Genomic DNA, 23,961 nt, shown 5'->3' with positions numbered 1-23,961 from the left:
GCTCGCAAACTTCTGTCACAGGAAAGGACCACCGATTTGTCCACGGATCAGGCCATGCGCCACGACCATCTTGTGCAGAAAGTGGCGCACCTGTACTACGTTTCCGGCGCCACGCAGCTGGCAATAGCGTCCTCGGAGAACCTTTCCCGCGCAACTGTCTCGCGCTTGCTCACCGAGGCCAAACAGCGCGGCGTAGTGCAGATCCGGATCGGCCCACCGGTGGACAGGATGCCGGAACTAGAGACTCGGGTCCGCGAGACGTTCGGGTTGGACAGCGTGGTGATCTCCATGGACCGGCCACGATCCCTGTACGAGAAAAACAACCGTCTTGGCTACGTTGCTGCCCGCTATCTGGAAACGCATTTGGACGGCGTTTTCCAGCTAGGCGTGGCCGCGAGCCGCACGCTTTCTTCCGTGGCCAAGGCGCTTAGCCCAGCCCGGCGCACCGATCTAACCGTCATTGATCTGCTCGCCTGTCCGTCCCGTCTAGACCGTTCTGGCGATGAACGCATCCACGTTGGCGAGCACATCGGCCAGCAGTTGGGGGCCGATTTCATCCCCGTTTGCGCAAATTTTCTCTACCGGGATCCACCTGCGCGCGCCAAGGCCCTAGAGGATCCGGACGTGGCGTACGGTTTAGCACGCGGTCCCCACAGTGACTTGGCCCTGATCGGTCTAGGGTCCATGCAACGCTTTGACGGCACCGGCACTTACAGCCCCGTTTCAGCCCGGGTGCTGGCTGAGCTCGAATCCGCCGGTGCCGCAGCCCATCTGTGTGGGCACTTTTTTGACCAGGACGGACACGAGGTCAGCTCCGAAGTCAGTGAGCAGTTGGTTGGAATTACCCTGACGAATCTGCTGGCAATTCCGCGCCGGCTCATGGTCACGGCGGGTCCCGCGAAGGTGGCCCCGTTGGCTGCGGCCATTCGTGGCGGCTTCGTCAATGAGTTGGTGACGGATGAGTCGACGGCCCTGGCAATACTTGTTTCCAGAGCTGGGGGCCTTGCGTCCGGAACCTCTCGAAGCCTTTAGCTTTCCTCGTCCGACTTCCAGCTTCGAAACTATTTTAAGCGGACGACGGCGGATCCTTGGCTTCCGCCGTCGTCCTCCTTGCGCCGCTCTTCAGCAGCAATAGATGCCGGGCACTGCTTGGTTTTGGCAGTCTCTTTGTGGCCTAGCGGAACAATCCGCTGTAGGCATTCAGGGCCAATTGCCCGCCGAGGTGGGCATAAAGGACATTGCTGGTGGCCGGAATATCCTTGGATTTGACGAGGTCAATGAGCCCGGCCATGGACTTTCCCTCATAAACAGGGTCAATGATCATCCCTTCAAGGGATTCGCTCAGGTGGATGGCCTCCATGGTGGACGCGACGGGAATGCCGTAGAAGTCCCCCGCCCAGTCGTCCATAACCGTGATTTCATCGTCACGTAGTTCCCGGCGCAGACCTATCAACTCCGCTGTGTGACGGGCGATCCTGCCAACTTGCGCGCGTGTTTTTTCAATGGTGGCCGAGGCATCGATGCCGATCACGCGCCGGGGCCGGTCCTGGCCGGCAAATCCTGCGATCATCCCGGCGTGCGTGGAACCGGTGACAGTGCACACCACAATAGTGTCGAAAAAGATGCCCAACTCCTTTTCTTGGGCTTGCACCTCGTAGGCCCAGTTCGCGAAGCCGAGTCCGCCCAGGGGATGCTCTGAGGCTCCAGCCGGGATCGGATAGGGCTTTCCGCCAGCATCCTGGACATCTTTGATGGCCTGCTCCCAACTGCTGCGGATGCCAATGTCGAATCCTGCCGCATCCAAGCGAACGTCAGCTCCCATAATGCGAGAAAGTTGGATGTTCCCCACACGATCGCTGAGCGGATCCGGCCAATCGACCCAATTTTCCTGCACCAGACGGGCTTTCATCCCAATCTTCGCGGCGACGGCAGCGACCTGACGGGTGTGGTTGGACTGGTAACCGCCGATTGAGACAAGGGTATCGGCGCCCTGGGCAATCGCGTCCGGGACGATGTACTCCAATTTTCGGGTCTTATTCCCGCCAAAAGCCAGGCCCGAATTGACGTCCTCACGCTTGGCCCAGATTTTTGCGCCACCCAGATGCGCACTCAGCCGGGGAAGGTCATGGATGGGGCTCGGGCCGAAAGTTAGGGGATAACGCTCAAAGTCGGAAATAGCCATAATGATCCTTTGCGAATGTACTTTGAGGTGATTCCCCATCGTCGTATGCAATATATTGCATTTAATATGTTCTTGCTGTCAAGGCTTACCCAATCCTGCAGATTCGGGCGATACTATGGTTCGCATGCCCACACCTTCATCGCACGGCGTACACAAGCGCTCACTTCTGCGCGACGACGTCTACGAATCCATTCGTGATGCCATAGTCGAGGGCACCTTTGAACCGGGCGAACGACTCAAAGACCCTGAACTGGAAAAGTGGCTGGGCGTGAGCCGGACTCCCATCCGCGAGGCGCTCTTGCGTTTGGAACGGGCCGGACTGATCATCGCCCAGCCTGGAAGGGCCACCATTGTGGCGCCGCTGGATCCCGCATCCACTGCGAGTGCCCGTGAAATAGTGGCGGCCATGCACGAACTTGCGGTACGGCTGGCCGTACCGTCACTCAACTGCACTAACATCTCAGGTCTAGCGGAGGCCAACGCTCGTTTCGAGACGGCGCTGAAGGACGAGGACGTCAATCTTGCCCTCGCCGCGGACGACGAATTCCATGACGTGTTTGTCCAGACCTGCGGCAACGAGATGATTCCGAGCATCCTGGAGCAGGCGCTCCCCCTGTTGCGGCGCGTGGAGCGGCAACGATTCAGCTCCCACGCCGCTAGGCATTCCGTCGGAGTTCATGCGGAGATCATTAGACTCTCTAGCCTGGGCGACGCCGACGGTGCGGCACTGGCCAGCCGTGAAAATTGGCTGTCTTTAGGCTCCAAAGGCTGATAGCGCGCCAGTACGCCCCTAATGAGACTTCACAATCGCAAACCTCATTTCCGTGGGGGCCAAACTGCGCGCGGGTTCTGCGCATAGTGCACTATGCGCAGAAGCCAACGCGGGTCCGGCGCCTACGGAAGGTCAGACGTTCTTGCGAATAGAACTTAAGATTGGTTTATGAGCGCAACACTTGTGGCCAAAGGCCTTTCCGCCGGCCCAGCCAACCGCACCTTGTTCAGCAACCTCAGTTTCACGGTGGCCCCAGGAGACGTGATTGGCGTGGTAGGCGCCAATGGCGCAGGAAAGACAACACTTTTACGTCTGCTGGCCGGTGCAGATACACCACAGGGCGGAACCGTCAGCACCGCGCCGCAGGATGCCTTCGTCGGATGGCTCCCGCAAGAACACGAGCGGATTGAGGGCGAAACCGTTGCGGCTTACATTGGCCGACGCACGGGGAGCACTGCCGCCACAGAAGCTATGGAGGCCTCCGCTGAGGCCTTGGGATCCGGCAATTCCCAAGATGATGACCGCTATTCCAATGCTCTAGATCACTGGCTCGCATGTGGTGCGGCCGATCTTGATGAGCGGATCCCGGCAACCCTTGCCGAACTCGGCCTAAGCGTAGGCCCCGACTCGTTGATGACGGGTCTCTCCGGCGGGCAGATCGCCCGAGTGGCCCTGGCCGCGCTCCTACTCAGCCGCTTCGACGTCGTACTTCTGGATGAGCCAACCAACGATCTTGACCTGGCAGGGCTGGCTCGGCTGGAGGAATTCGTCAAGGGGCTGCGCGGTGGTGTGGTGCTGGTCTCCCATGACCGAGAGTTTTTGGCCCGCTGCATCACCTCCGTGGTGGAACTGGATCTGGCGCAGAATAAAGTTGCCGTGTACGACGGCGGCTACGATGCGTTTCTGGAGGAGCGCACCATCGCCAAGCGTCACGCGCGCGAGGCCTACGACGAGTTTGCGGACAAGAAGTCAGACCTAGTTTCCCGTGCCCGAACGCAGCGTGAATGGAGCTCGCAAGGCGTTCGCAACGCTCTGAAGAAGAGTCCGGACAACGACAAAATCCGCCGTCGAGCCAGCGCTGAATCCTCGGAGAAGCAAGCGCAAAAAGTACGCCAGATGGAGTCGCGGATTGCCAGACTGGACGAGGTGGAAGAACCCCGGAAGGAGTGGGCGCTCCAGTTCAATATTGGCGCTGCGTCACGTTCGAGCACGGTAGTGGCAACCTTGAACGCCGCCACAGTCCACCAAGGTAACTTCACGCTCGGACCAGTATCGCTGCAGGTCAACGCAGGGGAACGCGTCGGTATAACGGGGCCTAACGGAGCCGGAAAATCCACTTTGCTTCGGCTCTTGCTGGGCCGCACTGCCCCGGACGACGGCGTCGCCTCTCTGGGTGCCAACGTTGCCTTGGGCGAGATAGACCAGGCGCGTAGCCAGTTTCCGCACGACGTGCCCCTAGGCGTCGCATTTGAAGCGTTAGTGCCGGAAATGAATCAGGGCGAGGTGCGCACGCTCCTGGCAAAGTTCGCGTTGAAAGCGGACCAGGTAACCAGCTCAGTGAGCGCTCTCTCGCCCGGCGAACGCACCCGCGCTTCGCTGGCCTTGCTGCAAGCACGCGGAGTCAATGTGCTGGTCTTGGACGAGCCAACCAACCATCTGGACCTCCCGGCGATCGAACAATTGGAAGAAGCGCTGGACAGCTACGACGGCACGCTACTGCTGGTCTCGCACGACCGCCGCCTGCTCGAAAATGTGCACCTGGACACTCGTTGGGACGTCAATGGCGGGGTAGTCACCGAACTCTAGCGGTCTAGCGCGGCGGGGGCGTGCCAAAGTGGCGACGGCGTGGGAAATTTCCCACGCCGTCGCCACTTTGGCACGCCCCCAGCAGAACACCGCAACTTAGGCACGCCGCCACAAGTTCACAGCTGCCTATTGACAACGGTCATCCGGAGGCGCACTCTAAAAACATAAATGTAGTTTTTAGATGGAGGAATCATGGCAACTCACTCAATCCCCGCCCCGACCACCGCTTGGACCTCCCACGCACTACAACGCGCGAAGGTCGAACCCGCTTACGGGGCGTTCCTGATGCTCTGGATTGGATTCATCGCCATCCCACTGATCATGGGTCTGGATAAGTTCACCAACGTCTTGACCAATTGGGTGGACTACCTGGCCCCGTGGATTGCAAATATTTCACCATTCACCCCACACGGAACCATGATGGCCATCGGCGTGGTAGAAATAATCGCCGCTATCGCAATGATCCTGCGACCCCGTTACGCAGCGTTCGTTGTAGCCCTTTGGCTGGCCGGGATCATCGTGAACCTAGTGACTTACTCCGGCTTCTACGACGTGGCCCTGCGTGACTTTGGGCTTCTTGTTGCAGCCCTGGCCCTGGCGGTTCTAGCCCGGAGCTATACCAAGCCTGGAATATTGCACGGCGGTCTGAAGTAGCTTCCCTGCAGGCGTGAACGCAAAGGTTGTAAACAAGAAAGAGCTGGCCCGAATGATAAAACCATTCGGGCCAGCTCTTTGCGCCTAGTTGCTACGCTTCGACGATGATGACCGTGTAGACGGGCTTGCGGCGAAGAGAGCGGTCGGACCAACGCAGCAGACCGGCAGCAATAGCCTTTTCGGCAGCCTGCCCTGTCTTTTCGCCACGGAGTCCGGCGATGGTCTTCTCCACAATTACTGTGGCTTTCTCGATGTCCTTCTCAGTCAGGTTAAATCCGACGGCGAAGTATTCGGGATCTTCTTCGATCTTTCCGGTGTCAGGGTTGACGATCAGCAAGACGGTAACTGCACCGTCCTCGGCCAGACGAAGGCGGTCCTGCAAGGACTCCTCAGTAGCCGCACCCGGGACCATGTTCTCGACATATACGTACGCGGCCGGGACGCTGCCGCTGATACGTGCAATGCCGTCCTTGAGATCGATCGTAGTGCCGTCTTCAACGATCAGCGCATTTTTAGGATCGACGCCGGTGCGGATAGCCAATTCCGCGTTCGCCTTAAGGTGACGGTATTCACCGTGCACGGGCATGACGTTACGTGGGCGAACCAAGTTGTAGCAGTAGACGAGCTCCCCAGCACTGGCGTGCCCGGAGACGTGGACCTTGGCGTTACCCTTGTGGATCACATTGGCGCCCTGCTTGGTGAGGTCGTTGATCAGACGGTAGATCGAGGACTCGTTGCCGGGTACCAAAGAGCTAGCCAGCAAGACGGTGTCGCCCTCGGTCAAATTGATCTGGTGATCGCCACTGGCCATGCGGGCCAGCGCAGCCATGGGCTCACCCTGAGAACCGGTACAGATCAGGACGGCCTTCTTGGGGTCCATCTTTTCCAGTTCCTTGGCATCAACGAGCATGCCGCGCGGAATCTTCAAGTAGCCCAGCTCGCGCGCCGTTGTCATGTTGCGGACCATGGAGCGACCCACAAATGCGATCTTGCGGTTGTATTTCTGAGCGGAGTCGATGATTTGCTGAATGCGGTGAACGTGGCTGGCGAAGCTGGAAACAACTACGCGGCGTGGTGCTGTCCGCATGACGCCGTCGATGGCCGGAATCAAGTCCGCCTCAGCAGCCAGGAAGCCGGGAACTTCAGCGTTCGTGGAATCGGGCATGAACAGGTCCACGCCCTCTTCGCCTAGACGGGCAAAGCCAGCCAAGTCGGTGATGCGCTTATCCAGCGGGAACTGGTCCATCTTAAAGTCGCCAGTTTCTAGCACGAGGCCAGCAGGCGTTCGGATAGCAACTGCCAAGCCGTCTGGGATGGAGTGGTTGACGGCCAGGAATTCAACGTCAAACGGCCCCAACTTGCGGCGGTCGCCTTCCTTGACCTGGATCATTTTGGCCTTGATCCGGTGCTCTTCCAGCTTGGTCTTCAAGAAGGCCAACGTCAGCTTTGCGGAGATTACGGGGATGTCCGTACGGTGCTTGAGCAGGTAGGGAACACCACCAATGTGGTCCTCGTGCCCGTGCGTCAATACTAGGGCCACTACATCCTGCCAGCGGTCCTTCAAGTAGGAGAAGTCCGGCAAGATGACGTCAACTCCCGGGTGGTTTTCCTCCGGGAAGAGGACACCGCAGTCAACGATCAGCAATTTTCCGCCGAATTCAAAGACGGTCATGTTGCGGCCAATTTCTCCTAGACCACCGAGAGCAACAATGCGCATGGCACCGTTGGCAAGGGCGGGCGGGGTCTGGCGTGGGGTTCTTCTCATGTGTTCCGTTCTCTGTAATGCCGCTAAACGGCAGACCGCACCAATCGGTGCTGTTGTGCTACCTATAAAAGTGCGACGGCGTGCAGCCTGCACGGTGTCGCTAAAGAAAAATTTTGGATGTCCTTCTGCCGATTTTACCACCGCGGCAGTCGTTGAACTGCCCAGCGGCGGTGAGCTATCTAGCCGCTTCGCCCCACAGTGCGTCTAGGAGGAGATCTTGTAACGGTTTTCGGGTCGCCCGGCGCCCCCATAGCGCGGGGTGAGCGTAGCGCGGCCCAGGTCGACTAGGTGTTCCAAATAACGTCTTGCCGCCACCCGCGACATCCCAACGCTCTGGGCGAGCTCTGCCGCCGACACGTCCGTTCCGGCCTGCTGTAAGGCAAGGTGCACCCGTTGTAAAGTGGCTCCTGAGAGCCCCTTCGGCACAGGGGTGCTCCCCCCTCCAACGCTGGCCATGATGACGTCAACGCTGCGCTGGTCCAGTAGTTGCCCGCGGGACGTGCGGCGGACGGCGTCGTTCTGGGCAAAGACTTCATCAAGCCGCGCAAATAGGGCTGATGCCATAAACGGCTTCACCAAATAGTGCCGCACACCCTTGGCTCGGGCCTCACGCACACTCTCAAGGTCCCTGGCAGCCGTGACAGCAATGACCTCGATGTGGCGCGCAAGCTCGGCGTCTATACGTGATAGCACCTCGAGCCCGGAGAAATCGGGAAGGTAAAAATCTAGCAACACCACATCGGGTTTCAACTTTTCAATGAGCGCCACGGCCTGCACGCCCGTGTGCGCTTCCCCTACCACCGTAAATTTTGCATGGGAGGACACGAACTCATGGTTGATCTGCGCGACCGTGATGTCATCTTCGACGATCACCACCCTTAGTTTCGAGCTCAAAGTGCCGCCACCATGCCGCTCCCCTGAATGGGCGCAATATTCTTGCGCTCCAGCGGCAGCACCACTGTGATCCATGCTCCGAGGAGGATGCTTTCGCCGAGGTTCCCGTTCTTGATCTCAACGCGCCCATCACGTCGAGTGGTTATGCGTCTAACAAGCGTCAACCCGATGCCGCGGCCCGTAGCAACTGCGCCGGGTCGGGCCACCTTTGAGGAAAAGCCGGGGGTGAAAACCCGTTCCTGAAGTTCAGCAGGAATCCCATCACCGGAATCCGCCACCACAATAACCAGATTCGAATCGCCACCTTCGAGTTTTTGTTCTTGGATGGAAACGTAAATTTGTCCGCCAGCGCCTGTTGCTTCAGCGGCGTTGTCGAGCAAATTGCCAATGATCGTTAGAAGGTCTTCGCGCAGAATGTCTGCGCAGGGATCAGCTGACAGCGTCGGAAGAGTTGACGCGGACTCGATCGAAACCTTAATGCCCAATTCCTCCGCACGGAGCTGTTTCATCAACAGCAGCGCAGCTACCTCTATCTCACTAATCCCACTGCCCCCCGTCATGGCCGAGAGGGTACCGGCACTGCGTTCGTGGGAAATGAAGGAAACCGCCTGTTCTACCCGGCCAAGCTCCAGGAGACCAGAAATAACGTGCAACTTGTTAGCAAAGCCGTGGGCCTGGGCCCGCAATCCGTCCGCCAGGCCCTGCACCCCATCCAAGTCGCGCAAAAGTGTGTGCAATTCCGTGTTGTCCCGCAAGATCAGGATGGTGCCTGCGGGTCTGCCGTTGATTTTGGCAATATCGCGGCGCACCAAAAGCACGCGTTCACCGGAGAGAACCAGGGACTGTTCAGCGTCGCCGGAGTCTAGTAGGCGTGCTAATTCATCATCAAGGGAATCCACGGCTTTGGTGCCTACTAGACTTGCCCCGTCATTGAGGCCCAGGAGGCTCAGCGCAGCATCATTGATCAACGCGATGCAGCCCCGATCATCAACTGCCACCAGCCCTTCCCGGACTCCATGAAGAATGGCCTCACGTTCTTCAAGAAGCCCTGCAATCTCCTCCGGTTCCAGGCCGAAGATCCGCTTGCGAATCACCACTGTCACCCAAGCGGCACCAACAACGCCAAAAATTGCTGCGATGCCGATGGTCAAAAACAGCCATACCGAATTGGCCAAGTACTCCTGACGTAGGTCAGATTCCAGAACGCCAACAGAAACTGCGCCTATGACAGAGTGGCCAGCGTTGAAGATCGGCACCTTGACACGCCACGATCGTCCAAGGGTGCCTGTTTGAGTTCCCACATAGGTTTCTCCGGAAAGAACACCGTCAGGATCGGTGGAGACCTTCAGCCCAATTTTTGCCGGATCTGGGTGGGAGTACCGGATCCCGTCGTTGTTCATGACAACCGCGTAGGCCATGCCGGTGGACTTGCTGATCAATGCGGCAATGGGCTGGATGGTGCTGCTGGGGTCTTTTTCATAAAAGGCATCCACAATGACCGGCATGGTCGCGACTGATTCAGCGACGCCAATCATCCGGTCCTGATAATTGTTGCGTAGCTGCTGTTCTTGCAAGAAGCTTGCTACCGCACCTGTTCCGACCACCGTAATTAGCACAATTACTATCTGCAGCAGTAGCAGTTGCGTCTTTAATGTCATCCGTCTCTCCACCGGCCCATTCTCGCAGAATGTGGCGTGGATCTCATCTACTGAGCGGCTCACCAGCGGTCCCCTCCCCTTCAGCCTCGCCGACGGCGGCACCAGACCACGCCCCGCCGAACAGCATCATTCCCGTCGCCACAAAGACCCCCGCCGCGCCTGTTGCGGCAGCGAGTGTACCCAACAGCGAAGGCAGCAGGGTTTGCCCGAGCCGGTTGCTGGCTAGACGCAAGGACATGGCCAAACCCCGGGTGCCAGCGGTTGCTAGTTCAGCAATCCACGACATGGTGATGGGCTGACAAGTCCCTACTGCGAAGCCATAGATTCCCGCCAAGAACAGCAAGCCGGCCACGGGCACTGGCAAGCCGAAGGAGACCAGAGCAAACGCTGAGAGCACAATGCTCCACACCATCAAGGCACGCCGTCCAAGAAGTCTCACCATGGCACCCAGGAACAACCTTGAGAACATGGAAAATAGTGACCTAACTACCAGAAGCGCGCTGACGGTGATGGCCGCAATTCCGCGCTCGTGTGCCAACGCGGGCAGGTAAGCCAAGAACAAGTCGACTGATGCCAAAACTATGCTGCCGGCCAGCAATGCGCGTATCAATCCAGGTGTGCGCAGCAAGGTTACGGTTGCCGGAAGCATCCGCACGCGCTCCGCGACAGCTGGACGTGCAGAGCTGTGGATACCCGCAGAGATCGCCAGTAACACCACGCTCAAGGCGCCACACACCAGAAAAATCAGCCGAACGGGTGGAATCTCGGGAGTTCCCCCCGGGAGCGCCAAAAGCAGTGGCCCAAGAGTTTGCCCTAACGCCGAGGCGAAGGTGAAGTACCCAAATTTAGAGTCGAATTGCCCCCGGCTCGTTGTATTGGCCACCAAGGCTTGTTCCCCGATCACCGACAGGAGGTGCCCCATGCCCAGGAACATGGTGGCCAGCAATAAGACCGCCACCTGGCCCCCGCCAAACGCTGCCAACAGTGCCGCCACTATCAAGGCCACCGCCCCGGCAAGCAAAGATATGCGTTCACCTATCCGGTCAATGACGTGACCGGCAGGCAGAGCTAAAAAGAGTGCCGGCACGGCAAACGCGGCCACCACCACACCGAGCAGCGCCTGAGATCCACCCACGTCCAAAACCGCATACGACAGTGTTGGCCGCATGCCGAAAGTGATGAGTTGAATCACCACGGCATGTGCCAACACCAGAAGTAGCCTCCGGGGCCACCTGACGCGCTCCGTCATGACCTGCGCATCATGACGCGACCGTCATCAATTCAGCAGCCTCGGCGGAAGGAACTGAGGATCCCGCGTAAAGGAGGGCGTCCTCTGCTTCGAAGACGAGCCGAACGGCGCCGTCGAGATCACCGGAAGGCGAAATCACCTGGACCACGTTTGTTCCAAGTTTGAGCCCATATTCGTACCTGGAACCGACGTAAGAACGCGTCAAAACAGTGGTTTCAAGCACATTGGCCCCGGTTACATCAGCTGTTCTGGACGTGATGCTCAGCCTTTCTGGACGCACAGCTACTGTGACGGCGTCGCCCTTATCCAAAGTCAGCGCACTGGCTACTTTTACGAGGATCCCCGAGTTGTCCAGGCGGACCAAGGCGATCCCCCCATGGTGCCCTTCAAGCCGCCCGGTGAAGAAATTGCAGCTTCCAACGAAAGCGGCGACGGCAGCAGTCGCGGGCTTTTCGTAGATTTCAGCTGGCGTGCCAATTTGCGCCATCTGGCCGTCAAACATCACCGCGATCCGATCGCTAAGTGACAGCGCTTCATCTTGGTCATGGGTCACATACACGGTGGTTATGCCCAGCTCCACTTGGAGGCGCTTCAACCATGCGCGTGATTGTTCGCGCAGTTTCGCATCCAAGTTGGACAGCGGCTCATCAAGGAGGAGGACCGACGGCGAATACACCAGTGCGCGCGCAAGGGCCACGCGCTGCTGCTGCCCACCTGAGAGCTGGTGAGGGTAACGATCCTTCAAGTGTGAGAGTCCCACCGTTTCCAGGGCTTCGTGGATCCGAACGGATTTTTCTTCCTTGGAAGCCTTGCGGATGGCCAACGGCATGACCAAGTTCGCCTCAACGCTCATGTGTGGCCAGAGAGCGTAGGACTGGAAGACCATGCCTAGGTTTCGTTCCTCAGTGGGTACGTACAGTTTCTTGTGCGTATCAACAAAAGGGACACCGTCCACGGTGATGGCACCGGAACTGGGAGTTTCCAAGCCGGCAATACAGTTCAGCGTCGTCGACTTTCCGCAACCGCTAGGGCCCAAAAGGGTGAAGAATTCCCCTTCCCGGATGGTGAAATTTATGTCGTTGAGAACTGTCACGTCGCCAAACTTTTTGTGTAGTCCGCTGACTTTTACTTCAGGCATCGGTATGTCCCTTCATGAACAGGCTCGCCACGGCGACGAACACTGCAGTGATTGCAATTTGGATGGTGGCCAGTGAGGCGACGGAACCGGTATTGCCCTGCACCCACAGATCGAGCATGGTGGTTCCAATCACGCCGGTGTTGGCCGAGGAAAGAAATAATGCGGCAGAATATTCCTTCATCATGGTGACAAACACCAAGATGATCGCACCCACAAATGCTGGCCGCAGGAGTGTGCGCAGAATCCGGAAGAACGTACCGAACCAATCCGCACCCGAGGTTCTGGCAGCGTTGTCTAGTTCGTTGCCGATCTGCATGATTGCCGGAGCAATCGAGCCGAAGGCGGTGGGCAATGCGCGCAGTCCAAAAGCGATAATGACCGCCACCAGCGTCCCCTGAATCCATCCTCCACCGGGTGTGAGGGCGAAGGCCCAGAAGAATCCGATACCCACAATAATTCCGGGCATGGCTTGAGGCGCCAACGCCAGATATTCCACGCTGCGGGCAAACTTAAACGGCGAGCGCCGCGCAACCAAAACAGCCAGCAATGCCAGCACGCTGACCAAAATGGCGCCCACCACTGCCACCACGATGCTGTTCGTGATGGATTGGACGTAAACAGGGAACGTGAACACGCGCTCGTAATTGGAGAGCGTGAGCGATTCGAAGGGGTTTTGCAGCGGAGTGAAGATCATCGTGAATGATCTAAAGATCAACCCCAGGATAGGCAGCAACGCACCGAAAATGATGTAAATGACAATGGCCACAACGGCAATCCAACGAATCCAGCCCAGGTCCAGCAACCGCGGCCGGGTGGCCTTCCCTCGAACAGAAATGAACCGCTGAGCATTCTTGAGGACCTTCGCTTGAATGGCCACGGTGCCAATCGTCACAGCCAAAATAAGGGTGGAGGCGGCACCCAAAATTCCGTAGTCGGGAGAAATAGATTGCAGTCCGTTGGTGTAAAGGAACGTTGAGAACACTTCAATCCGCACGGGTGTTCCGTAGAGCAGCGGCACGCTGAGTGTTTCCAGCGACATACTGAAGATCAGGATGGAGCTGTAGACAATCGGCGGGCGCAGCATGGGCACCACCACCTGGAAGAGAATCCGCAGCGGACCGGCACCGCATACACGGGCGGCGCTCTCAAGCGATGCGTCCGACTGGCGCAGGGCGTTAGCGCAGAAGACGTAGGCGATTGGGGCAAGCCCTACCGCCTCGGTGACGGCCATGCCTCCCAAGGAGTAGAGGTTCCATGGCACGAACCCCAAGAGTTGACGGAACTGGACACTGACGAACCCGGCTGGCCCATACAGTGTGATCCAGCCAAAGCCAAGGATGAGCGATGAGATGAAGAAAGGCCATTGCATTGACAGCCCTAGCAACCGACCAAAGGGCAGGCGGGTGCGCACGACGAGTACCGCCATCGGGATCGCAATTAGGAGCGTCAACACAGTGGTGCCGAAAGCGAAAATCGCCGTGTTCAAGATGACTTGGCCGAAGCCGGCATCTGTAAACAGCTTGCCGTAGTTATCAGCTGTCAGTATCCCGCCGGCCTCATACAGTGGCCTGTCACGGAATGACTGGTAAAGGATCGGGACGATCGGCGCGAGGACGAAGAGCGCCAAAAGGATGAAAACGCCGTACTGCACGAGCCGTCCCCGCCCGACGCCGAAGACCCGAGGGTACTTCGGCGCCGGAAGGGCGGATCGGCCAGCCGTCGGCCGGACTATTTTGTCCGTGCTGGTGGTGGTCATTACTTAGCCTGCCTGGTCACTGTCGAAGGAAACGGATGCTAGCTGCCGAGTTTGGCGTTCCATTTGGAGACGAAGGGGGTGACCTCTGACTCCGGGACCACCTTGTAGGGGACCCGGATGATGGCGTCCTTGCCGGCCAGTTTCTCCACTTCCTGATAGGTGTGGCGGCCTTCTTTTAGTTCAACGTTCTCCCGGTAGGAGCTCAGCCCGCCCTCTGCTACGGCGTTCTGGCCGTCTTCGGATAAGACAAAGTCAAGGAACAACTTCGCCGTGGCGGGGTGCGGAGCCTTGGGTGTGATCCCGATGCCACGGCCTAGAACTACGGTGCCGTCCTTGGGCAGAACAAACTTCACGAGTCCGCCGCTAGCCTTTTCGGCCGGATAGCCCACTGCGGAGCTGATGAAGAAGCCCGCCAAGTATTCTCCGGAGAGGATTTTTTCTTTCTGCGTTCCGGAGGAAGTTTCCGGACGAGCCTGCGGCAAAATCTCATCGAGGCTGTTCCAGGACTTGGAATTTCCTTGCGTGAAAGCGTGGGAAACACTAAAGCCCCAGGCGCCCTTCACGTCGCGAGTGGTGATCTTATTCTTGTAATTTCCGGTATCAGCTGAGACCATCTTGGCCAGGTCGGCGATGCTGGTTGGGGCATCCTTCATGAGCGCTGAGTTGTAGGCGATGCCTACCGGGTCAAGCGACATGGCCCAGACGTTAGGCATCAGCTGGGCGAATTCAGGCAGCTGCTTTGTTTCTGGCGAGTCGTAGCTCATGAGGGAATCTGGCTTTGTAGCGTAGCTTGCCCAGGCCTGCACGGCGTTGGAAACTAGCATGTCTGCTGGAGCCTTGCCGGTGGCCGACTCGCTGAGCTGGCGCTGAAATACCTCGTCACTGTCGAGGTTGTCTGCCGAGACCTTGGTCCAAGGATATTTGGCCTTGAAGTCCCGAAGGATCGGCGCCCAGTTCTCCTGATCGGTATTGGAATAGATAACAAGGGAGCCACCTTCCGTCTTTGATGCATCCATGAGTTTGGAATAGTCAGCGGGATAGTAGCTTGGTGTGCCGGATCCAGCAGCCCCGGGTTTCGTTGTCCCTGGGCCCGCGGACGTGCCGCAGGCCGTGAGGGTGGCTGCCAGGCCAGCGGCGCCTAGGAGCCCGAGCCCCATCACGCGGCGGCGGCTCAGGGAACTGGCATTGTTGGTGGAATCGTGAAACATCGTTCACTCCTTTGTGATCTGGAACACTTCATTTGTTCTCAATTCATGGTGCGCAAGAGGCCACTGGCGAACAATCTTTTGGTCGTATTGGACAATTTCACGGCACTTTTGGTCGTATTGGTCACTGTTTCGGTGTTAAACCACTGATAGTGGCCGACGTCGTCTCTGGGCTAGCGCGGACCCCGCCAGTCATGTTTTTGGGCATCAAAGTATCCGTAATTGGCCGTCTTTGAGAGCAGTCTGAGCACCTGGCCACGGCTTTGGGTAGAGTCGATCCAACGCGGCTTCATCCAGATGTGGGGATCATGAAAAAGTTATTAAGTATTTTGGCCTTGACGATGATGACACTCCTTGGGCTCGCACCCACGGCATTAGCCGATGCTCCTGGGAGCATTGTGGTGGAAGATACCGCCGGGGTGTTGTACCAGCCTGCGCTGCTCCCAGCTGTAGAGCAGTTTGACTTCTACAAACCCACGCAGGTGGTCATCTACACTCGTCGTGGCGCGCCCGGGGAGAAAATCAACGAAGAAGTACTGCGTTTTGCCCGGGCCAACCATCCGGAATGGATTAGTGCTGACGGACAAAAATGGGCTGACGGACTATTTATTTTTGCCGTCGATGTTCAAAATCACAAAGTTGGCACGTACATGGGTGAGGACCGGAAGGTCTCCCAAGCCAAGCAGGATTCCATTCAGGACGCTAGCAAAGCCGACTTCAGGCTGGCTCAGTGGACCGACGGCACCATCGCAGGTATCAAGAAGGGCGCGGCCCTGATCAACCAGCCCTGGTACCGATCTGCGGCCTTCGTTGCCATCACTTCCATTGCCGGTGTTTTGGCTCTTGCAGGCTTCGGTACCTGGTTTGGCATCAGGGTTCGTAACCGTAGCAAGGCTGCCGCGCACCTCAAGCGGGCTGACGCCAGCTTTGCCAGCGTCAGCCTTGACCTGCCAGCTACCGAGCTCAATGCCAAGACAATCCCTGAGTCCTCCAGCTACGGTGCTCGCGTTCTGGAAAAGTACCGCAACTTCAACACCAAATATGGCGACGCTGCGGAGTTGAATCAGCAAGCCCACGCACTTGCGAAAAAGGATTTTTCTAAGGCCACTAATGTTCAGATAGCTGCGCGCTACGCCGACGCCGCGGTGGAGCTGGATCGATTGGATGATGTCATTGCGGACACCAACACGCTGCTGAACAAATTCTCGGGCTGGGAGGGCGCCTGGGACAGACAGATTGGCCCACTGAGAGCGGATCTGACCACTTTGCCGGAGCTACTTAACCGAAAAGAGGCTCGCGGTCTGGCCGCAGCAGCAGCTCTGGGCTCGTTCAACAACCGGGCGGAAGAGGGGCTCACACTGTGGGCATCCCAGATTGGGACGGGCCAGCTCTCCCCCGAGCAAGCGCTCGACCAGTTGGCCGGTGTGCGTTCCGAGTTGGAGGGACTGCTGACACAACTTGCCGCCGCAATGGTGAACGCCTATGCCCGGACACCGGCAGAAGCGGAAAAGATGCGCAGCGCCATGGAACATGAGCAGAGCCGAGCGCCAGCTTATGGGCAGGCAAATATCCTCGGCACCGTTATGGGCATGAACGCTTTTTACTCAGTGAGCACGTTTGGGCATGCCTATTCCAGCGGCCGCAGCAGTGTAGATTCTGCCCGCTCCAGTTCAGGCGGTGGAGGCGGCACCGGTTACGGTTCCAGCGGTGGCAGCTTCTCAGGTTCCGGCAGCTCCTCCAGCTTCTAAAGTGCGTCTCCGGAAGCCTGGCAGATCTCTTGGCGCAACTGTTCAAAGCGCGCGGTTTCCTTTTCAATGCTCGCGATCTCGCGCGCTGCATATCCTGCGGTGGCAAGTTCCTGCTCCAAGGCTGCATGGGCTGCGCTATAGCGCTCTATCGCGGCATAAAAAGCTTTTCGCCGCGGCGCTCGTTGCGCGATTGCCTGCTCCGTCACGCCACAAAAATATGTCACGTACTGCTTGTTTTGCATGGGCACTGCAACGTCCTCGCACAGTTCTCTGAGATCCCCGGCCGCATTTTCCAATTCGTCGCGGCGCGCAGCCAATCCATTGTCTGTCATGATTCCATCATCCTCCCGTGGGTCCGGCCATGGCGTACTTGGCCGCGGCGACGTTACGCCTGCGCTGTTCCATCCGAAAGTGCCATGAACATTGTGCGGTGAAGGGTATCTACATGTTGGCGAGAAATCTCCACAGCGGCCTCCGTCCGGCCCTCCCTGAGCGCGCGGACCAAGGAAATGTGGTCCTGATTTGAACCGTGCAAGCTTTCGATTGGGTAGGGGATGAAATACTCATACAGTTCCATCAGAGTCTCCAAATAGGCGTCTACGGCCGCAGATAGAGCCGACGACTGGGCCACAAGTCGGTGAAACTGCTCATCGAGCTGATGGTAGACGGACCAGCTAGAGGCCGCATCCATCGCCACCGTCAATTCATGAAGACGATCCAACTGGTCCGCTGAAATATTCAAAGTCGCAAAATGCGTGACGGCACATTCACCCAGCATCCGGCGGTCAACCAGACGATGGACGTGACCGAACTGGTCCATCGGTGCTGCCAGAGATGTCAGTACGTCCTTGGGTGGGCAGTCAGCCACGAACGTCCCGCCATTGCGTCCGCGACGGCGCACCACGACGCCTTCCTCGGCCAAACTGGTCAATGCTCGGCGTGCGGTGATGGGACTGACGGAAAGTCCCAATGCGACGTCGTCCTTATCTGGTAGGCGCTCTCCCGGTTTCATTAAGCCCAGCAAGATCGCAGTGCCGATGCGAACTCGGACGGCATCGATAGCCGAGCGCCGGTCAAGGCCAGCCAGAACGGCATCGTCCATGGCTGAGAGCTCGCTCAGAGGCTCAGCTTCGAAGGTCATACCGTTCATCTTACGAGACTCTAGGCCAACTCTCTTGTTATTGGATCAATATGATCTAATATGGGTTACCTCACAATAATCAACTCTGGAGCCTCACATGTCCCGCATCTTGCCTGTCATTGCAGCACAAGCAAAACCGCACCTCATAGGTGAAAACTTGGAGGCGTTTGAGCGAGAAGTGCAAGCTCTACTTGCCGAAATGCCGGAAGCTAAACTTGTGATCTTCCCCGAGCTTCACCTCTTTGGCGATGACCTACCAGACCGGCTGCGTAACGAGGCCCTAGCCGAAAGCGCCGAACCATTGTCAGGCCCGCGCGTAAAAAGGCTCCAAGAGGTCGCCGCCAAGTTCAAGATCTGGCTAGTGCCCGGAAGCGTCTGCGAACGCGGGGAAAACGGGGAATTGTTCAACACTCAATTAGTTATCTCGCCCGACGGAAAGCTTGCGGCACACTATCGAAAAATCTTTCCGTGGCGTCCATTTGAGCCCTACGACCCGGGCCATGAATTTGTCACCGTTGATCTGGAAGGCTACGGCCGAGCCGGACTGAATATCTGCTACGACGCCTGGTTTCCTGAAGTAACGCGACAGCTCGCCTGGATGGGCGCTGAGGTCATCATCAACGTCGTGAAGACCACCACCACGGACAGGGAGCAGGAACTGGTACTGGCCCGCGCCAACGCTATCGTCAACCAAGTCTTCATGATCAGCGTGAACTGCGCGGCTCCCACAGGGCAAGGCCAGAGCATCATCGTAGATCCAGAAGGACACGTCATCACCGAAGCCGCCACAGCCGAAGCCACCGTCCTGACAGCCCACCTTGACCTGTCCGCCGTCGAACATGTCCGCAACAACGGAACAGCCGGTTTGAACCGCATGTGGTCACAGTTTCGCCCTGGGGAGCACGCGATCGAGCTCCCTATTTATCAGGGTCGGATTGACCCCGCCACCTGGAACCCCAACTCCCGCTCAAAGAGGAGCACCCCTTGACACAACAACCAACCCTTATCCGAACACTAAATCTGCGCTCCCTCGTACTCTTTGGCTTGGCATACCTCACGCCCATCATCGTGCTGGGAATCTTTGGCATCATCGCCGAAACTACGGGAGGGGCGTCTCCTGCCGCATATATGGTGGCGATGGTGGCCATGCTTTTCACGGCACACAGCTACGGGCGCATGGCCGTGGCCTACCCAGTGGCCGGCTCCGCCTACACCTACGTGCGCAAGTCGATCGATCCCCGAGTGGGCTTCCTGGTCGGTTGGGCCATCCTGCTCGACTACCTGTTCTTACCCATGGTCATTTGGCTCATTGGAGGATCGTTCCTCAGCGCGCAATTCCCGGGCATCCCCATTGCCGTATGGATTGTGCTCTTCATTGTGATCACCACCGCACTGAACATTCTGGGTGTCAAAGTTGCGGATAAGGCGAACTACGTTCTCATGGCGTTCCAGATCCTGGTCATCGTATTTTTCCTCGCTTTATCGATCGGCCACATTGTGAGCACATCAGGAGCGGGGGGCCTGGCTAGCTCGGTCCCCTTCTTCAATGCCGGGTCTAGTGTGGCCAGCATTAGCGCTGGCGCAGCTATCGCGGCCTACTCCTTCCTCGGGTTTGACGCCGTCACCACGTTGACGGAAGAAACCATTGATCCCAAGAAAAATATGCCCAGAGCCATCATGCTGATTGCCCTGATTGGTGGCGGGATCTTCGTGGTGGTTGCCTACTTCACACAGTTGGTCCATCCCGGGGGAGTCTTTGCCGATTCGGCGTCAGCAGCCAGCGAGATTGCTTTGGAGATCGGCGGGACTTTCTTTGGTGCCGTGTTCCTGGCCGGACTCGTTGCTGCACAGTTCGCTTCCGGTTTGGCAGCCCAAGCGAGTGCGTCACGACTGATGTACGCCATGGGACGGGATTCGGTTCTGCCCAAAGCGGTATTTGGCAGGCTCAATGCCAAGTACCATACGCCCGTGGCTAACATTGTGATTGCAGGAATCATTGGCCTGATCGCCATCTTCTTGGACGTCGCCACGTCCACGTCATTCATCAATTTTGGTGCGTTCACAGCCTTCACCATGGTGAACCTCTCGGTGATCTTCCACTACGTGCGTAAGCGCCGCGCCGGAACGCTGCTGAACCCTATCAGTTACGTTCTCATCCCCGCCGTGGGCGCTGTGATCTGCGGCTATCTGCTCTCGCAACTGGACGTCAATGCCGTCACCTTGGGCTTGTCGTGGCTGGCGGTGGGCATTGTGGTCCTGCTTTTGATCACCAAAGGCTTCCGTAAGGCGCCACCGGAAATGGCCACGCTAGAGGACGCTGTAGGCTAGCCGCACCGCGATACGAAAGGTTTTCCACGTGCATATTGCCTTGGGACAATTGGCTTCTGGTGCTGATGTGGGCGCCAATCTGCAAGCCATTGACCGCTTCGCCGCCCAGGCAGCATCGAGGGGTGCCCGGCTGATTGCGTTCCCTGAGTACGCCACCTATGAGAAAAAGATGGTCGACGCCACGTTTCCTACCGTGGCTCAGCCTCTGGACGGTCAGATCGGCTGTGAACTCGCCAAAATCGCCAAGCGTCATGAGATCGCTTTGGTGAGCGGCTTTGTTGAGTCTTCCCCGGATCCTGCCAGAGCCTTCAACACCTTAGTGGCATTTGGCCCGGACGGCGCTTTACTGGCCGCCTACCGCAAGGTACATCTCTTTGATGCCCAGGGGTTCGAAGAGTCCCGGTACGTGGCTCCGGCACCGACAACTGATCCGGTGACCTTCTGCGTTGACGGCGTTCGCTTCGGTTTGTTGACTTGCTACGATCTTCGTTTCCCGGAGCAGGCACAGTCCCTGTCCGACGCCGGGTCACAGGTCTTGCTGGTTTGTTCCTCTTGGGTCCCCGGAGAGTCCAAAATGGCACAATGGCGGACTCTGCTGGCAGCGCGAGCCATTGAAAACAGCCTGTATGTTGCCGGCTCGTGTCAGGCTCCCCCCGTGTCGGTAGGCCACTCGCTGCTAGCTGACCCCATGGGTGGTGTCGTGGCGGAGCTTGGTGTGGAAGTTGGCCTCGTGACAGCGGAGGTTTGCGTGGACACCGTCGCTGACGTCCGCAAGCACTTTCCCACCAGCGTTCAGCGCCGGATCGAGTGGGGGCGGCGGACTTCTCCCCCCACCTGATCCAGGACCGTTTACCGGATTCCGCCGGCAGGTCCGGCAGGTCCGGCAGGTCCGGCCATGGCATCCCTGGCCGGTACGACGGCGGAATCTTCAATATAGCGGCGTGGATTGATCATGAGCGCCCCCACCATCATCACCACCAGGCATACGCCCAGCATCGCAAAGGATAAGGTCCAAGACCCGGTCGAATCATGGATCGTGCCGAAGACCAAAGGCACCAGACCGGCTCCGGCATACCCCACGCCTTGGCTGAAGCCAGAGAGCACCGAAGAACCGTGGGTGGTTCGGGAACGCAGATTCACCATGAGCAACGCCGTTGCAAAAGTTCCCTGGCCCAGCCCGGACAGTGTCACCCATAGCCAGGTGCCGTCCATGGGCGAAAGGTAAAGACCTAGGTGTCCGGCCGCCCAGAGTAACGCGAATACGGAGATCGCAAGGATCGGGTTGCGCATGCGTGGCACCCACAAAGGAACCAGCAGACTTACGGGCAGCCCCAAAATGGCAAAGTACGCCAATGCTGATCCAGCCGTGGCGGCATCCAAGCCCTGACCGGACAAATAGGGCGGCAGCCACGTGAAATATACGTAGGTCTGAGCGGAGTTCCCTGCCAGGAAGATCGCCAGACCCCAGGCCACGGGCGAGCGCCAGGGCACCAGTTTTTGCACTGCCGCGTGGGCCGCCGGCAAAGTGCCCGGAGCTGTTAGCCCTACCGCGGGGCGCAGTTGCGCGATTTTCGGCCGATCGCGCCGGTCTCGCAAAGCCTGCGCACCCCAGGGCAGCAGAACTGCCAGACTGACCACCGCCCACATGCCGATGGATACTCGCCAGCTACTCAAGGTGGCAACAGGAACCGCAAACTGGGGGCTGATGGCCGTGCCTACCGATAATAGGGTCACATATCCCGCCGTCACCAGAGCCACGCGATCCGGAAAATACTTTTTCACCAACGGCGGGAGCACTACGTTGCCAATGCCGTAGCCGGCAAGAGCAACCGCCGACCAGCCCAAAAATGGCCACACGTGCCCGCTGGTGGCCCGCACCAACTGCCCGGCCACCGCCAGAAGAACTGAGGCCACCAGCACTTTTTCCAAGCCGAACCTGCGGATGAGAGCTGGTGTAAGCAGGCCAAAAACGGCGAAAAGGAGCGGCGGGAGCATGGCGAGCAGCCCGATAGTGGATGCACTAAATCCCAGCCCACCACGCAATTCGCCCAGAAGAGGTGGGACCACGGATACGGCGGTGCGCAGGCTCAGCGCCATGACCATGATCCCTAGCAGTGCGCCGATCCGTCCGGCCCAGGGCTTTTTTGCAACGAAGTTACTCACGTCACAACACTAGCGACCGGGTAGGGGCATCGGGGGTCAGTATTCCTTGACCGGAGAAAAATACGGCCATAGGTTTAGGATTGGCCTGCACTGACCCCAACGGCAAGGATGCTTCATGGAAACCGTACTGCCCACCACTAGGGACGCCTGCCTCGCTGCGGATGCGCAAGACTCTCTGCGTAACTTTCGTACGGACTTCCTACTGCCCGAAGGACTTATTTATCTGGACGGCAACTCATTGGGGGCACGCCCGCGAACGTCTCTGGCTACAGCCACACGTGTGTTGGAGGATGAGTGGGGAACGGGCCTGATTCGCAGTTGGAACACTGCTGGCTGGTTTGATCTGCCCGGGCGCTTGGGGAATAAGCTGGCCACGCTGATCGGCGCTGGTCCGGATGAAGTGGTCATCACGGATACCACCTCAATCAACCTGTTTAAATCGCTGGCGGCCGCCATTCGTATCCAACAATCCCTAGACCCGGCACGCACTGTCATTCTCACCGAACGGGACAACTTCCCCACTGACATCTACATGGCTGAAGGTATTGCGGACTTCCTAGGCCAAGGCTATTCGGTGCGTCTGATCGATGAAACGCTGTCGCTTCAGGAAGCGCTGGGCGCCGATGTGGCCGTCGTCGCTCTCTCCCATGTCAACTACCGCACCGGTGCCATGTGGGATATGACTGCCACATCCAAGCAAATACACGACGCCGGCGGCCTTGTGGTGTGGGATCTTGCCCACGCGGCAGGTGCCGTCCCGGTAGATCTTCGCGGAGCTGGCGCCGACTTCGCCGTGGGTTGCACCTATAAGTACCTCAATGGTGGGCCCGGTTCCCCCGCGTTCATCTGGGTTAACGCCGCCCACCACGACCGTTTCTGGCAGCCACTCTCCGGCTGGTGGGGGCACGCAAGACCGTTTGCCATGGAAGATTCCTATGAACCCGTCTCTGGCATTGGACGGTTTTTGTGCGGGACACAGCCTGTTCTCTCCATGGCGTTGGTGGAATGCGGCCTGGACGTGAGCCTTGCCGCGTCCATGGACGCCGTGCGGGCAAAGTCGCTGGCGTTGACTGATCTTTTCATCGCCTTGGTGTCTGCCCGGCGCGGAGAACATCCGCTCGAGCTCATCACACCGATGGAGCACGAGCGCCGCGGCAGCCATGTCAGCTACGCCCATCCGGATGGCTACGCAATCATGCAGGCGCTGATCGCTCGCGGAATCATTGGCGATTACCGTGAGCCACACGTACTCCGTTTTGGGATTACTCCCCTGTACTTGGGCTTCGTCGACGTGTGGGATGCCGTGGAGGCATTGTTTGACATTTTAGATAACCGCTTGTGGGATGCCTCGAAGTTCCAGGAACGGCTGGCCGTCACCTAAAAGCCCATGCGGACATTGAACTCACCCGAATGAACTCACCCGAATTTTCGGCAGGATCGTGCACAGAATGAGACCAAGAACCGTAGACTGATGCCTAGCTGCACGCGGACGCGCTGCGGGG

At 58.4% G+C, this 23,961-nt stretch carries 20 protein-coding genes; 9 read left to right on the top strand and 11 right to left on the bottom strand.

Going from position 1 to position 23,961, the window contains the following annotated elements; genetic code table 11:
• Positions 1-36: 36 nt before the first annotated feature.
• Positions 37-1,032: a sugar-binding transcriptional regulator gene (locus LOH53_RS04530; protein WP_230066534.1), complete on the top strand. Its 996-nt coding sequence runs from the start codon at positions 37-39 to the stop codon at positions 1,030-1,032.
• A gap of 142 nt (positions 1,033-1,174) precedes the next feature.
• Here the strand turns inward: LOH53_RS04530 and LOH53_RS04525 are convergent, their stop codons facing one another.
• Complete coding sequence (locus LOH53_RS04525) at positions 1,175-2,182, bottom strand: 1-aminocyclopropane-1-carboxylate deaminase (protein WP_230066533.1); 1,008 nt, start codon at positions 2,180-2,182, stop codon at positions 1,175-1,177.
• Positions 2,183-2,306: 124 nt separating this feature from the next.
• Between LOH53_RS04525 and LOH53_RS04520 the strand changes: the two genes are divergently transcribed.
• From LOH53_RS04520 to LOH53_RS04510, 3 genes are all read left to right on the top strand, one after another.
• The gene (locus LOH53_RS04520; protein ID WP_230066532.1) at positions 2,307-2,954 is read left to right on the top strand and encodes a GntR family transcriptional regulator; all 648 of its coding nucleotides are present in this window, start codon (positions 2,307-2,309) and stop codon (positions 2,952-2,954) included.
• A 168-nt stretch (positions 2,955-3,122) separates the two neighbouring features.
• Positions 3,123-4,760, top strand: coding sequence for an ABC-F family ATP-binding cassette domain-containing protein (locus tag LOH53_RS04515; protein ID WP_230066531.1), 1,638 nt, complete (start codon positions 3,123-3,125; stop codon positions 4,758-4,760).
• 192 nt (positions 4,761-4,952) lie between these two features.
• On the top strand, positions 4,953-5,414 hold the full coding sequence (locus LOH53_RS04510) for a hypothetical protein (RefSeq protein ID WP_230066530.1): 462 nt from the start codon (positions 4,953-4,955) through the stop codon (positions 5,412-5,414).
• Positions 5,415-5,505: 91 nt separating this feature from the next.
• Here LOH53_RS04510 and LOH53_RS04505 read toward each other — a convergent pair whose 3' ends face one another.
• From LOH53_RS04505 to LOH53_RS04475, 7 genes are all read right to left on the bottom strand, one after another.
• Entirely contained in the window at positions 5,506-7,179 is a 1,674-nt protein-coding gene (locus tag LOH53_RS04505; protein WP_230066529.1) for a ribonuclease J, read from the bottom strand.
• Between the two features lie 204 nt (positions 7,180-7,383).
• The gene (locus LOH53_RS04500; RefSeq protein ID WP_230066528.1) at positions 7,384-8,073 is read right to left on the bottom strand and encodes a response regulator; all 690 of its coding nucleotides are present in this window, start codon (positions 8,071-8,073) and stop codon (positions 7,384-7,386) included.
• Positions 8,070-9,731, bottom strand: a complete 1,662-nt coding sequence (locus LOH53_RS04495) for an ATP-binding protein (RefSeq protein ID WP_230066527.1) — start codon at positions 9,729-9,731, stop codon at positions 8,070-8,072. Before LOH53_RS04495 ends, LOH53_RS04500 begins: the two co-directional genes overlap by 4 nt.
• 43 nt (positions 9,732-9,774) lie before the next feature.
• Positions 9,775-10,941: an MFS transporter gene (locus LOH53_RS04490; RefSeq protein ID WP_230066526.1), complete on the bottom strand. Its 1,167-nt coding sequence runs from the start codon at positions 10,939-10,941 to the stop codon at positions 9,775-9,777.
• Positions 10,942-10,990: 49 nt separating this feature from the next.
• Entirely contained in the window at positions 10,991-12,118 is a 1,128-nt protein-coding gene (locus LOH53_RS04485; protein ID WP_230066525.1) for an ABC transporter ATP-binding protein, read from the bottom strand.
• Complete coding sequence (locus LOH53_RS04480; RefSeq protein ID WP_230066524.1) at positions 12,111-13,874, bottom strand: ABC transporter permease; 1,764 nt, start codon at positions 13,872-13,874, stop codon at positions 12,111-12,113. The genes LOH53_RS04485 and LOH53_RS04480 overlap by 8 nt, the downstream gene beginning before the upstream one ends.
• 38 nt (positions 13,875-13,912) lie before the next feature.
• Positions 13,913-15,082, bottom strand: a complete 1,170-nt coding sequence (locus tag LOH53_RS04475) for an ABC transporter substrate-binding protein (protein WP_230066523.1) — start codon at positions 15,080-15,082, stop codon at positions 13,913-13,915.
• Between the two features lie 305 nt (positions 15,083-15,387).
• Between LOH53_RS04475 and LOH53_RS04470 the strand changes: the two genes are divergently transcribed.
• Entirely contained in the window at positions 15,388-16,827 is a 1,440-nt protein-coding gene (locus LOH53_RS04470; protein WP_230066522.1) for a DUF5129 domain-containing protein, read from the top strand.
• On the opposite strand, the gene LOH53_RS04465 is transcribed toward LOH53_RS04470, so the two are convergent.
• Positions 16,824-17,159: a hypothetical protein gene (locus tag LOH53_RS04465; RefSeq protein ID WP_230066521.1), complete on the bottom strand. Its 336-nt coding sequence runs from the start codon at positions 17,157-17,159 to the stop codon at positions 16,824-16,826. The genes LOH53_RS04470 and LOH53_RS04465 overlap by 4 nt on opposite strands.
• A 53-nt stretch (positions 17,160-17,212) precedes the next feature.
• A complete protein-coding gene (locus tag LOH53_RS04460) occupies positions 17,213-17,977 on the bottom strand; it encodes a FadR/GntR family transcriptional regulator (RefSeq protein ID WP_230066520.1) in 765 nt (254 codons plus the stop codon).
• A gap of 88 nt (positions 17,978-18,065) precedes the next feature.
• Between LOH53_RS04460 and LOH53_RS04455 the strand changes: the two genes are divergently transcribed.
• The 3 genes from LOH53_RS04455 to LOH53_RS04445 are packed head-to-tail and all read left to right on the top strand — an operon-like array spanning position 18,066 to position 21,134.
• The gene (locus tag LOH53_RS04455) at positions 18,066-18,956 is read left to right on the top strand and encodes a carbon-nitrogen hydrolase family protein (protein WP_230066519.1); all 891 of its coding nucleotides are present in this window, start codon (positions 18,066-18,068) and stop codon (positions 18,954-18,956) included.
• Positions 18,953-20,296, top strand: a complete 1,344-nt coding sequence (locus LOH53_RS04450) for an APC family permease (protein ID WP_230066518.1) — start codon at positions 18,953-18,955, stop codon at positions 20,294-20,296. The genes LOH53_RS04455 and LOH53_RS04450 overlap by 4 nt, the downstream gene beginning before the upstream one ends.
• A gap of 28 nt (positions 20,297-20,324) precedes the next feature.
• On the top strand, positions 20,325-21,134 hold the full coding sequence (locus LOH53_RS04445) for a carbon-nitrogen hydrolase family protein (protein WP_230066517.1): 810 nt from the start codon (positions 20,325-20,327) through the stop codon (positions 21,132-21,134).
• Positions 21,135-21,145: 11 nt separating this feature from the next.
• Here LOH53_RS04445 and LOH53_RS04440 read toward each other — a convergent pair whose 3' ends face one another.
• Positions 21,146-22,459, bottom strand: coding sequence for an MFS transporter (locus LOH53_RS04440; RefSeq protein ID WP_230066516.1), 1,314 nt, complete (start codon positions 22,457-22,459; stop codon positions 21,146-21,148).
• Positions 22,460-22,574: 115 nt separating this feature from the next.
• Here LOH53_RS04440 and kynU point away from each other — a divergent pair, with 115 nt between their 5' ends.
• Positions 22,575-23,840 (top strand): kynureninase, encoded by a 1,266-nt coding sequence (gene kynU, locus LOH53_RS04435; RefSeq protein ID WP_230066515.1) that lies wholly within the window; start codon positions 22,575-22,577, stop codon positions 23,838-23,840.
• Positions 23,841-23,961 lie beyond the last annotated feature (121 nt).

It is taken from the genome of Arthrobacter cryoconiti (assembly GCF_020905375.1).
GTDB classification, from domain to species: Bacteria; Actinomycetota; Actinomycetes; order Actinomycetales; family Micrococcaceae; genus Specibacter; species Specibacter cryoconiti.
Note: the sequence above shows the minus strand (reverse complement) of the source record. Positions and strands in the feature narration are given on the sequence as shown.

Excerpts from the sequence above, each read along its gene's own strand:
- LOH53_RS04525 (WP_230066533.1), bottom strand. The coding sequence starts at position 2,182 with ATGGCTATTTCCGACTTTGAGCGTTATCCCCTAACTTTCGGCCCGAGC.
- LOH53_RS04520 (WP_230066532.1), top strand. The coding sequence starts at position 2,307 with ATGCCCACACCTTCATCGCACGGCGTACACAAGCGCTCACTTCTGCGC.
- LOH53_RS04515 (WP_230066531.1), top strand. The coding sequence starts at position 3,123 with ATGAGCGCAACACTTGTGGCCAAAGGCCTTTCCGCCGGCCCAGCCAAC.
- LOH53_RS04510 (WP_230066530.1), top strand. The coding sequence starts at position 4,953 with ATGGCAACTCACTCAATCCCCGCCCCGACCACCGCTTGGACCTCCCAC.
- LOH53_RS04505 (WP_230066529.1), bottom strand. The coding sequence starts at position 7,179 with ATGAGAAGAACCCCACGCCAGACCCCGCCCGCCCTTGCCAACGGTGCC.
- LOH53_RS04495 (WP_230066527.1), bottom strand. The coding sequence starts at position 9,731 with ATGACATTAAAGACGCAACTGCTACTGCTGCAGATAGTAATTGTGCTA.
- LOH53_RS04485 (WP_230066525.1), bottom strand. The coding sequence starts at position 12,118 with ATGCCTGAAGTAAAAGTCAGCGGACTACACAAAAAGTTTGGCGACGTG.
- LOH53_RS04480 (WP_230066524.1), bottom strand. The coding sequence starts at position 13,874 with ATGACCACCACCAGCACGGACAAAATAGTCCGGCCGACGGCTGGCCGA.
- LOH53_RS04475 (WP_230066523.1), bottom strand. The coding sequence starts at position 15,082 with ATGTTTCACGATTCCACCAACAATGCCAGTTCCCTGAGCCGCCGCCGC.
- LOH53_RS04470 (WP_230066522.1), top strand. The coding sequence starts at position 15,388 with ATGAAAAAGTTATTAAGTATTTTGGCCTTGACGATGATGACACTCCTT.
- LOH53_RS04465 (WP_230066521.1), bottom strand. The coding sequence starts at position 17,159 with ATGACAGACAATGGATTGGCTGCGCGCCGCGACGAATTGGAAAATGCG.
- LOH53_RS04460 (WP_230066520.1), bottom strand. The coding sequence starts at position 17,977 with ATGAACGGTATGACCTTCGAAGCTGAGCCTCTGAGCGAGCTCTCAGCC.
- LOH53_RS04455 (WP_230066519.1), top strand. The coding sequence starts at position 18,066 with ATGTCCCGCATCTTGCCTGTCATTGCAGCACAAGCAAAACCGCACCTC.
- kynU (WP_230066515.1), top strand. The coding sequence starts at position 22,575 with ATGGAAACCGTACTGCCCACCACTAGGGACGCCTGCCTCGCTGCGGAT.